Genomic DNA, 11,308 nt, shown 5'->3' on the forward strand with positions numbered 1-11,308 from the left:
TTATTGTGGTGTAGGCATATCTCCGAGACCACCTGCATTCATCACTGCTGAATAACCGCTATAATTCAAAATTTGTTTAGCTCGTTCACTGCGTGCACCGGACCGACAATATACAATGATTTTGGATTGTTTGTTTTTCAATTGTTTCAGTTCCGAAGGTAACACATCCACAGGAATGTTAATTGCACCTGGAAAATGCCCATCTGCAAACTCTGATTTTGTTCTGACATCCACAACCACAGCTCCTTCTTTGATCCACTCTGTTACCATTTGTTTATCTCCTTTGGATTGAATCCGTTTCACAAAAACAAAGAGGAATCCGATGATGACTCCTAGTATGATCCATGTTTTCATTTTTACCTCTTTTCTCCAATTTCTGCTTGCCATAAATCTCGTCAAGAAAACTATATACCATAGGGGGTATAGTATACCGCCTATATTTTGAAACTCAATTGGATAAAATCTAGATTGAATTCCAAAAAAAGCCGAGGTAAATGGATATGATGGTGATAGAGAAACGTAATGAAATCGAAATCAAGCCGCTGTATGATACGGAGTCAGGGACGTGGACTTACCTTCTCCTTGATATAGAATCAAAAAAGGCCATCCTCATCGACCCCGTTTTAGAAAAATCTGAGCGAGACCTTTCCTACATTCTAAGTATGGGATACAAACTTACGGCCACCATTGATACACATATGCATGCGGACCATATCACAGCGGCAGGGGAATTAAGAGACAAAACAGGTTGTGATTCCTATGCACCGGAATCGTCTGGTGCCACTTGTGCGAATCATTTTTTAAAAGATGGTGATACCATCCAAATTGGTAAACTCCGGCTTAAAACCATTCATACTCCAGGTCATACACCTTGTTCGATTTCATTGGTATTGAATGATGCTTATGTATTTACCGGAGATACTTTATTTGTGAGAGGGTGCGGGCGAACTGACTTTCAAGGAGGAAGTTCCGAAGCTCTTTATGAATCCATTACCAATAAATTATTCCAATTGCCAGAAGAGACAATTGTATTCCCTGGACATGACTATAAAGGTTTTGTTTATTCAACGATCGGGGAAGAGAAAAAATGGAATCCTCGAATTGCAAACAAATCCTTAGATGAGTTTAAGTCCATCATGGATAACCTAAACCTACCCGAACCAAAAAAGATTCATGAAGCAGTGCCAGCCAATCGTGCTTGTGGGAAGGTTGTATGAGTTTAGGAATTCTTTTTTTAATTTTGGGAGTTGGTGCAGGTGTATTAGGTGGGCTTGTGGGAATCGGTGGAGGTATTTTACTGGTTCCAGCGCTCGTGTATTTTTTTGATTTTAACCAAAAATTGGCACAAGGCACAACACTTGCAGCCATGGTACCACCCATTGGGATTGTAGCAGCTTACATTTATTATACGAGAGGAGAAACCAATTTATTTGCTGCAGCCCTGATCAGTGTTGGTTTTATATTAGGAAGCATTTTTGGAGCTGGCGCGGCCTCTAAAATTGACACCACTTTGCTTTCTCGTTTTTTTGGAATTTTTACGGTGATTGTTGGTTTAAAAATGGTTTTTTTCCCGAAGTAAATTCCCGAAAAATTTGTTTGCAGAAGGATTGAGTTTCTTTTTCCATTCAATCGTGTTCGGTTTTTATTTTGCATTCATTTGGTTTTTGACTCGTTTATTGGTTTATGGAATTTCATGGCCTGAGGTTCTTGCCCCTCCTCTTCAATTTTTGTTTTGGTGGAATTTGGTTTTCACTTCCTTATGGTTATTTCTCATTCTCGTAGTCGTTATCGGTTTTCTTGGAGTGTTACTCCGCATTCCTGTGTTAGGTATTTTCTTACAGGGGATCAGAAACCAAGTGGCAGAAGTGGGTTGGCTTTCTTTTTTTAAAAACCGAACCTTAGTTTGGTTAATGAGCCAAACCTTAATTTTATGTGGATCTTACTTTTTTACCTATCACCAAAATAGGGAAAACCAAATTTTATTTGTATCTGTAACAGCTGTTTTACTCGGCTATTGGATCAAACAAAGGTTCCATAAACCAATGGTTCAATTTACTGGTAACAACAAGATATTTGTCTACCACAGCGGAATGCGATCCTCTGGATTTGGTCGAGAGGAAATCCCTACAGAAAAAGATGTCACTCCTCAGGTGGATAAAAAATAAAGCTTAACCCAAAGAAAAAACATCCATTCCTAAGATCAGTTTCATCTAATTGTCATGATCACCCCAAGTTTCCATCGGCAACTCTTTCCCAATACCCTAATTGTCCTCATCTTGGTAATTGTTTCTCTTTTCGGAAATTGTGGATTTGGTGCCAAAGGGAATGCAGAGACAAAACAAATTCCCCTCGTTCCGAAATCTGGCCAAAAAATGGCAGTCTTTGCAGAAGGTTGTTTTTGGTGTTCGGAACATATTTTTGAATCCATTCCAGGTGTGGTAGATGTGATCTCCGGTTATGCAGGTGGCCATAAAGAAAATCCTACCTACGATTCTGTAAACACAGAGACTACAGGTCATGCGGAATCGGTTCTCGTGATGTACGATCCAACGAAAATCAGTTTTGAAGAATTGTGTAGGATCTTCTTTTTATCCCATGATCCGACAACGGTAGACAGGCAAGGTCCCGATGTTGGATCTTCTTATCGCTCCATCTTGTTTTACCAAACGGAAGGAGAATTTCAAATAGCGAAACGAATCAAAACAGAAATTGAATCTAAAAAAATTTGGTATGCCCCCATTGTAACGGAATTCAAACCAATAACAAAGTTTTACCAAGCAGAGGGACACCATCAGGACTTTATCAAACACAACCCAACCCAGTCCTATGTGCAGGCAGTTTCACTCCCTAGGTATCGCGAGTTTCAAAAACGTTACGAGTTATACAAACAAAACTAATAAGTAGAAAATTGTTCTTTGATTTTCGTTCGGAACGAATCAAATTCTGCCTTTGATTGGAATTTACAAACTTTTAATACTTCAGAAGGAATTTCTGAAGATTTCGCTTCTTTTGCATTGATGGAAATCATCATATCACTTAAGTAAATAGGAAAAATTATATCTATATAAACATCATCTACAAGTAAAGGTCTGTGGTGGTATTCCATTGCTTTTGTGTAAAGGATTGGGAATCCCCATTTTTCTCCAACCAGCGCACCTAACTTTGAATGAGTGATTCCTATTGCGGACTCTTCCATACTGATGGTAGACGCAATTTCTCTGGTAGTAGAAAATGTTTTAATTTTATTCATATGGTCTTTATCAAAAGACAATAATAAAATTTCACCTATATCATGTAATAAGGAAGCAGCGATCAAATTGCTGAGGTCTGATTTATTCATACCCATTCTTTGACCTATCGATTTGCAATAAAAAGCGGATTCATTTGACTTTTCCCAAATTGCGGAAAATGCAGGGAATTTATCCTCTAACATTTGCTTAGTGGCAAGACTATAAAGTAATGTCTGAAGTTCTTTTAAACCAATCAGTTGAATCGCACGGTCCAAACTCTCAACTTTCCCTCCCCTTCGGAAGGCAGCAGAATTGGAAAGTTTGAGTATGTTTGCGGAAAGTGCAATATCACGTTTGATCATTTCTGCGATGGTTCCAATGCTGGAATTCGGTTTGTCGATGGCATCTTGGATGTCTTTGATTGACTTAGGGAAAGTGGGCAGATGATCAATTTGTGAGACGATATGATCTATTTTTTCTAATTGGATGTTTTCTTTTGAAACCTTAGCTGGTATATCGATCATGAATACGGTTTTGTTCTCACCCGATTCAAATTTAAAGGCAGAATCACCTAAACCATCATTTCGTAACATCATAAGCGTCATGATTAGGCCTAAACCAGCACCTTCCTGATCGTTTGACATATCCATAAAGGCATCCGCTAAATCATTATATGTTTTTGCTTTAGAAATCCTTTCTTTAATTCGATCTGCTTCAATCGGAGTGAGTTGCACATTATTCATGATGCGAATTCGCATCAAACTCCGATTATGAATGAAAGAAACAAATACTCCATAATTATTTTTTTGTAAGGATTCTTCTATCTCGTCTCGATTGGCAAGATAAGTAGATTTAAATTCATTGATAATCGATTCGTATTCTTTTTCGTTTGTGATATCAGTAGCATTGTTCTTAAAAAAAACTCGTTTTGCATTTGCCTTAATCGCATTGGTCACAGTCTCTTTCATTGCAGCGAGCACTGAATCTCTAACAATGATTAAATCCAACTGTAATAAAAATCGGTCTAAGATTTGAAATAAGGTATTTTCGACTTCGTCCGTAATTTGGAAGAATTTAAAATGGAAAGGTGCATTCTCCACTATAGGATGGTTGATGTCTTCGATATTGGTATGAAGACCAAGCTCCCGTTTGAATTCTAATGCAACTGCTTTTGGACTCGCCATAAAACCTCATCGAACAATCTAAGGGGAAACCCCTAATCAATTCTATTGGATGGTTCCACTCAAGGCACCATCCAATGCCATGATTTTAGAATTGCAAGCGTTTAACAGGAAAAAGATGGAAGAAGAAATTTAGTGACAAGTACTGAAAAAATCATTCGGTTTTTCACTAAATTCGCCACAAAATTGAACACCAATTTAGAATATTTTTAGTTTTGGTAATCCTAGATTCAATCGAACCGCAATCAAACGGATGATAACAATAAGGCTCGCTGATACTATTAAATTTAAGTTCGCTTGGCATTCCCATTCATTTAAAATCAGATACAAAATAGATCCCGCCAAACACGCAGTAGCGTATATCTCCTTCCTAAAAATAAAGGGTACTTCATTCATGAGTGTATCACGAATGACTCCACCAAAAATCGCCGATATCATACCAAGTAGTGCTGCTGCAAAGGCATTCACACCATGGTCAAGAGCAATCCTTGTGCCGAGGACGGTATAAATTCCAATTCCCAAGGTATCAAATAAGAAAAGTTCGTTTCGTAGTTTTGTAACAAACTTAGGCAATAAAATCACAAGTAAGAAACCAACAAAGATGGCCCATAAAATGTTTTCATCTTTTACCCAAGATACAGGGTAATTGCCAAGTGTAATGTCCCGTAAAGTCCCTCCACCAATGGCAGTGATGAACCCTGTGAAAAAGACACTAAATACATCATGGTGGTGTTCCTTGTGTTCTAAGGCAGCCGTCGCACCCGAAATGGTAAAAACCATGATCCCAGCCAGGCCAATGTAGTAAGAAAAGCTAAATTCCATGTGTTTTTACTGATTTTCTCCTCTTCCCAGGAAAGAAACTGACAAGAAAGCTCCCCTTCCCTTGTTATCATAAGTAGAGAGTTCCTCCTATGTTAGCAAAGTATTTGAGAATCGCAACATTCTTTATCATTTTACTCACAGAGGCTTGTATTCCCAACATCTCCAAAAGTTTCATGCAATCGGTTTCCGATTTTTTACAATTGCGAAGCCTACTCAACACAGGTCCATTTCAAATCTCCGTTCGAGTGTCAGGACTACTCGGATCGGGCCTTGTCCTCAATTTGAACTCGGGAAAAGAAACCATTACTGTCAATGCGGATGGAACATTCCAATTCAGCACACCCTTCACCACGGGCCAGGATTTCAATTTGGCCATCCAAACCCAACCAAGTTTGCCAAATCAGACTTGTTCCGTAAGTGGGGGAACAGGTGTTGTCGGGTATGGAAATATCAATTCCATCATCGTTAACTGTGATCCACTCCGTTATACGTTAGGTGGGACCATTACTGGCCTAGACGGGATTGGTTTCACTCTCACAAATTCCTATGATGGATCCACATTGCCTGTTGCTGTTGCATCTGGAACATTTGCTTTTACACAAACCTATGAAGCGGGCACTCCTTACAATGTCACGGTGGCCACACAGCCAAACCACCCGGTTCAAAATTGTCTCATTACCAATGGTTCCAATACTTTTCCTGCTAACAATGTGACAACGATAGCAATCAATTGTACATCGACTGCCTTTCCCATTGAAATCACAGCTATCGGGATTGCTTCTGGTAGTTTGACGCTCAGTAATAATGGAAGCGAAACCATTGTCATCTCTTCGGATGGGTTACATCGTTTTCCAACCAATTTAGCTCCTTCCAGTACGTACAATGTACAAATCGTATCAGCACCAGCAAACCACCAATGTGTATTGAGTTCCACTTCTGGTACGATTGCAGGAACCGTTTCCATCCAAGCGAATTGTTTTAGTGTGAATATTCAGGCCTCCACTCCAAGGAACGGAGGGATTCTTTTACCTACTGAATCGTTACGATTGGTTTTCACAGCGGAGGTGAATGCTGGTAGTTGTGTTGGATCAACTGGAACCTTAACTAATACTACAGTTTCCCTGCCCGTACAATTTGCACTTGCCACTACCAATTTTACCAATGATACGTTGGTGGTGACACCTGATCCAACTGATAGTTGGCAATCCGGGCATAGAAGCCTAACTCTCAATTGTCTCACCAATTTAGGTGCAGTACCCCTTTCCACTAGTACCACTTTACTTTACCTGATCCCATCAAATATCCGCTATGTGGCAGATGCCGGAGGGAATGATTGGAATGATGGTTTAACGGCTTTAACACCCAAACGAAATATCCAAGAAGGGATCAATAGTTTTTTTGGTGGATGCCCTAGCGGAGACTGTGCAGTCCTTGTGGCACAAGGTTCTTATGATCCAGCATACGCGGGTGGTCTCATCCAATTGGAATCTGGTGTGTCAGTTTTTGGAAGTTATGAACCTGGGTTTACCGAGTGGAGGCCACAAGATAAGGATTCAATCATATTAATGAATTCTACACCAGCTTATTGTGCGGGCTCAACAGATACTAATCCTTGTGCCTCTATTGCCTCTGATGTTACGATCACTTCACCAACGGTCGTATCAGGATTTCGTTTGGAAAATACTGTATCAGCTCCTTATATGGCTAGCGTCTTTTTAAATGGGACTAGCAATGTCCGTCTCATCGATAATGAAATCTTGGCAGGCGATGGCATAGATCGTTCCTATGGAGTCCTTGCCATCAATAGCAGCCCTTACCTAGTTCTCAATCAAATCACGGGCGGAGATTGCACAAATTCAGGTTGCATCACGTCTGCTGTTTCATTATCTTCCACAGTCATGGTCTCTCCGATCCTCATTGGAAATGTGATCACAGCAGGGAATACTTCGATAACCAATGGTTTTTCAAAGGCCTTTGATTATACAGGGACCTCGGGAATGAATGTTTCAAACATTCGTCAGAACGAATTCCGAGGCGTCAATTTACCAACCGTAGGATCTACCAATTGGAATATCGCTTTTGACGTTGCAGGAACAGCATCCACTGGAGTTTTAGCGGGAAATCTTTTTGTCCAAGGGAATGCAAATCGATCGTATGGGATTCGCTTCCAAGCAGCCAATACGATCCAAATTGGTTCCTTGGTCTCTGGGAATGTGATCACAGGGAATTCTAATTCGACAACCGAAACTGCTGGGATTCGATTGATTTCTGGTACCATCGTAAGAGGGAATTCGATCAGTATTGGCAGAACCGAGAACACAAGTGGCTTTACGGCTTTTTCTTATGGAATTTTCATTCAAAGTGGTGGAACAGCGACCATTGAATACAATGCGATCACGGGTGGAAGTGCAATCTCTTCCAGTGTTACCGCTTCGCTAATCGGCATCCAAGCCTCTGGATTGAATGCCACATCTTCGATCTCAAGAAATTATATCAGGATGGGTACTGCGACGGGCCTTGCGTCTACTTCAGTCACTGGCATCCACCTAATTTCTCCACTATCACTCCTTGTATCAAACAACCTAATCCAAAATGGTTCTAGTAGTGTCTATGCGAGAGGGATCTTTATCTCGGGAGCATTTAATCCCGTTCGGATCTTTCACAATACAGTGAATAGTGGTGTATCGAGTGTTATTGGAAATGAATCTGCGATCCACATTGATTCTGGATCCGGAATGCTCTTCGAAAACAATATCCTACTTCTCAATACAAATGCCGGAAATAACGTTTGTTTACGCAACGTTGGATTGGCTCAAGGTTCCATACGCTCCAATGTCTTTCATAATTGTAACAATTTAGTATTCCAATCTTTGGTTTACTACACCGATATTTGCGCAGGAGGAGTTCCTGGAAGTTTAGGTTGTATCACTCCATTAGGTCTTGCTCCAAACTTTGGTGAAAATTTGAACTTAAATCCCAACTTAGTCTCTCCATTTGGAGTTGTGGCATCGTACATTCCGACTTCCGCCACTTCTTGCCAAATTACGAGAGCAACGAACAATATCTTGGCTGATAGTTTTAATGGGATCGGAACAAGGCCTGGTGGAGATGGAGCCGTATCGATAGGAGCTATCGAATACGACTTACCTTGCACTCCTTAATCCGTTGTAATTTAAGGTAATACGTAGATTCCAATTCTATCATTGTACAAACTGCCAATGTAGAGTTGGCGTTTCTTTTCAATGACACTCGTGATGTCCTTTAAATGTTCTCCAGTTGGATCTTGGACTGTCATCAGAACCTTTCCATTCCCATCCATTTTCAGTGCGTAACCATAAGGTTGCGCTTTCGGCCACATAAACTTTGGCATAAAGTAAATCATCTTTTTCACAACAGGTGATGGGTGCATACTGTCCATTCTGTCATTTCTAACAGTGAATAAAGCAACCCAGAAGTCTCCGTTTTCATTGCGAGTGATGTTGTCCGGGAAACCTGGTAAGTTTTCAATGACCACTTCGGACGAACCTTTTTTGGGACCTTTTAACCAGAGTTTTGTGATTCTATACCGGTAGGTTTCATTCACCAAAAGGAAATCTTCGTTTTTGGAAAGTGCAATTCCATTGGCAAAATACAAATGATCGAGCAAAAGTTGTGTTTCTTTTGTTTTCGGATCGTAAACAAACACCCGACCGTAAGGTCTTGCTTCTAATAAATCATAGAGGTATTCTTTTTGTTCATAAATAGAAGCATCTGTAAAATAAATTTTTCCATCTTGAGCGATATCTAAATCATCTGTGAATTGGAAAGGAACTCCCTTATATTCGGATACCAAGGTTGTGATTTTTCCAGACTTATCCATGGAGAGAAGTCCTTTGTATGCATCAGCGATGATCAAGTTTCCAACTTTGTCGAATTGAACTCCAAGTGGTCTACCTGAAGTTTTGGCAATGGCCTTAATCTCTCCTTTTAGAGTGATCCGAATGATTCTCCCATCCTTGTCTCCTCCATAGATATTCCCGTCACTGTCAACATCCAGGGATTCGAGGCCTTTCACTTTCCCAATGGCTAACAAAATTGCTTTTTGTAGTTCTGTGTTTGGTTCGTAAATGCCCACAGGTTCTGGTTTGATGGGTGGATCATATGCTTGTGGTTCAAAGGTACGACAGGAAACTAAACTTAAAGAAATTAAGATATAAATTGGAAGTTGTTTCATTTGGTGGATATCTCCTTTTCGATCAATGTATCTTTTATAACCCATCTCTCATCGACCCAACGTTTCATTTTCTTTGACATGGGGGCAAATTGTTCGTTTTCCTCGATGGGAACCTCATTCCTTGGAATCACATCCACAAATACTTTGAGTTTGCGAATCTTACCAGACATCAAATCTAAAAAACTTGGATTTTCAGTAGGATAAACAATCGTTAAATCAATAAAAGCATCAAGCGAATTTCTTAGTGATGTGGAAACCACTGATATCCCACCACTATGGGGCCTTAGCAAATGTTTGTAAGGATTTTTTTTGAGTAATTTTTTCATTCGCTCTGGAGTGCGTCTGTGCCCTTCTAAAAAATTTAGAATGGAAAAAGGCATTCCATTAAACTTCTCACAAACCTTTTTGACATTTTCCAAATCCTTGGTGGCAAGCTCAGGATTTTTTTTCAATTGTTCACGACTACTCCGTTTGACAAAAGGAAAATCTAAAGCTAACCAAGCATGTCCAAGAATCGGAACATACTTCAATGAATCCTTGATAAAAAATCGAATCAAAGGGATTTTGCGATTCAAAACAGATTGGATGATGTAAATATCAGACCAGGATTGGTGGTTGCTTATGATCATATAACTGCCATTTGGCTTTAATTCATGAAATTTTTCACCAATCACTTCAAATTGAACACCATATAAAAATCTTGAAATCCTATAATTATTTTGAATCCAAGCTTCACCTACTTTTACAAGGAGTTTGTCACCAAATCTTCGCCAAGATCCGGTGGTGATTAGTTTCCAAATGTACAACGGATACATAGTTGGTATGATCCAAACTAAGTTCAAAAGAAATAATAGATAAGCGATAATTAATCCCAAGTTAAACTCCTAATTCAAACGATGTGCCGATTCCTAAAATGGTGACATCATCCATCATTGGGGTTTGTCCCCGAAAGGTATGAAATTCTTCCATAAGGTAATTTACGGTATCAGATAAACTTAATCCCAAACTCCTAGCAGACAAAAAACTGGAAAGCAATTTGGATTCACCAAGTAAAATACCTTCCTGATTTTCTTGCTCTAAATAGCCATCGGAAATCATAAATAATCGATCTCCCAATCCAAATGACAAACTTGTATCATGATACTCGACATCTTTTTCCAGTCCGAGCATCAAACCAGACTCTGCCAAAGGCAAAATTTGTGAATTGGTCAATACATACGGTTCGTTATGACCTGCCGAAGAGTATACAAGTAAGTTCTCTTCCATTTTTAAATCAACTATCACTGCTGTAAATTGATTGGATTTTTTACCATAACGATCAATAAATATTTGGTTTAATGCATATAAAACATCAGATGGATTCGGTGCATTGTGTTTGATATGATCGTATTCTGCTTTGATTGCCATGGTGATAAGAGCTGCTTGTACACCATGACCAATGGCATCGGCTAAAAAAAGCCGAATTTTTGATTTCTCAAGACGAATCACATCAAAGATATCACCACCAACTTCAGCCATTGGCTCAAATTTAGAAGCAAAGTCTAGATGTGCGATGTGTTTGAGACCGAGTGGTAAAATATTCCTTTGGATTGTTTTGGCTGTTTCCAAATCCTCTTGAATGATTTTTAAGGATTGAGTGAGTTTGGCTGTCCTTTCTTTTACCATCATTTCTAAAGTTTCGTTTTGTAAACGTAACTCTTTGTTTTTTTGAATTAAAACTTGATTTTCCCTTTGCTCCGCATTACGAATCCTTGCCGTTAATAATTTTAAAACCGTTAACGTCATATCAGGATTTGTTTGGACCAAGCGATGGAAATCTTCCCTTGTAAGTTTATAAAGGATGGAATTTTCTTTTGTGGCGT

11 protein-coding genes are annotated in these 11,308 nt (G+C 39.4%); 5 read left to right on the forward strand and 6 right to left on the reverse strand.

Features of this window, described 5'->3' with window-relative positions; translation table 11 throughout:
* A complete protein-coding gene (locus LEP1GSC202_RS14880) occupies positions 1-354 on the reverse strand; it encodes a rhodanese-like domain-containing protein (protein WP_039929155.1) in 354 nt (117 codons plus the stop codon).
* 146 nt (positions 355-500) lie between these two features.
* On the opposite strand from LEP1GSC202_RS14880, the gene LEP1GSC202_RS14885 reads away from it, so the two are divergent.
* The 4 genes from LEP1GSC202_RS14885 (at position 501) to msrA (ending at position 2,897) form a co-directional block, all read left to right on the forward strand.
* Positions 501-1,217, forward strand: coding sequence for an MBL fold metallo-hydrolase (locus LEP1GSC202_RS14885; protein ID WP_015678559.1), 717 nt, complete (start codon positions 501-503; stop codon positions 1,215-1,217).
* Complete coding sequence (locus tag LEP1GSC202_RS14890; RefSeq protein WP_015678588.1) at positions 1,214-1,579, forward strand: TSUP family transporter; 366 nt, start codon at positions 1,214-1,216, stop codon at positions 1,577-1,579. Before LEP1GSC202_RS14885 ends, LEP1GSC202_RS14890 begins: the two co-directional genes overlap by 4 nt.
* Before the next feature lie 85 nt (positions 1,580-1,664).
* Positions 1,665-2,165 carry a hypothetical protein gene (locus tag LEP1GSC202_RS14895; RefSeq protein WP_244147740.1) on the forward strand — a complete coding sequence of 167 codons (501 nt, stop codon included), beginning with the start codon at positions 1,665-1,667 and terminating at the stop codon, positions 2,163-2,165.
* A 54-nt stretch (positions 2,166-2,219) separates the two neighbouring features.
* Complete coding sequence (gene msrA, locus LEP1GSC202_RS14900) at positions 2,220-2,897, forward strand: peptide-methionine (S)-S-oxide reductase MsrA (RefSeq protein WP_015678575.1); 678 nt, start codon at positions 2,220-2,222, stop codon at positions 2,895-2,897.
* On the opposite strand, the gene LEP1GSC202_RS14905 is transcribed toward msrA, so the two are convergent.
* The gene (locus LEP1GSC202_RS14905; protein WP_015678567.1) at positions 2,894-4,414 is read right to left on the reverse strand and encodes an HDOD domain-containing protein; all 1,521 of its coding nucleotides are present in this window, start codon (positions 4,412-4,414) and stop codon (positions 2,894-2,896) included. The genes msrA and LEP1GSC202_RS14905 overlap by 4 nt on opposite strands.
* A 195-nt stretch (positions 4,415-4,609) precedes the next feature.
* Positions 4,610-5,233 (reverse strand): trimeric intracellular cation channel family protein, encoded by a 624-nt coding sequence (locus tag LEP1GSC202_RS14910; protein ID WP_015678581.1) that lies wholly within the window; start codon positions 5,231-5,233, stop codon positions 4,610-4,612.
* Positions 5,234-5,322: 89 nt separating this feature from the next.
* Here LEP1GSC202_RS14910 and LEP1GSC202_RS14915 point away from each other — a divergent pair, with 89 nt between their 5' ends.
* A complete protein-coding gene (locus LEP1GSC202_RS14915; RefSeq protein ID WP_015678570.1) occupies positions 5,323-8,394 on the forward strand; it encodes a hypothetical protein in 3,072 nt (1,023 codons plus the stop codon).
* Between the two features lie 11 nt (positions 8,395-8,405).
* On the opposite strand, the gene LEP1GSC202_RS14920 is transcribed toward LEP1GSC202_RS14915, so the two are convergent.
* From LEP1GSC202_RS14920 to LEP1GSC202_RS14930, 3 genes are all read right to left on the reverse strand, one after another.
* Positions 8,406-9,446, reverse strand: a complete 1,041-nt coding sequence (locus LEP1GSC202_RS14920) for an SMP-30/gluconolactonase/LRE family protein (RefSeq protein ID WP_015678566.1) — start codon at positions 9,444-9,446, stop codon at positions 8,406-8,408.
* Positions 9,443-10,321 carry an acetyltransferase gene (locus LEP1GSC202_RS14925; protein ID WP_039929150.1) on the reverse strand — a complete coding sequence of 293 codons (879 nt, stop codon included), beginning with the start codon at positions 10,319-10,321 and terminating at the stop codon, positions 9,443-9,445. Before LEP1GSC202_RS14925 ends, LEP1GSC202_RS14920 begins: the two co-directional genes overlap by 4 nt.
* A 1-nt stretch (position 10,322) precedes the next feature.
* The coding region (locus tag LEP1GSC202_RS14930) for a PP2C family protein-serine/threonine phosphatase (protein WP_015678582.1) at positions 10,323-11,308 on the reverse strand (986 nt) is incomplete at its 5' end.

The organism is Leptospira yanagawae serovar Saopaulo str. Sao Paulo = ATCC 700523 (genome assembly GCF_000332475.2).
Classification (GTDB): domain Bacteria; phylum Spirochaetota; class Leptospiria; order Leptospirales; family Leptospiraceae; genus Leptospira_A; species Leptospira_A yanagawae.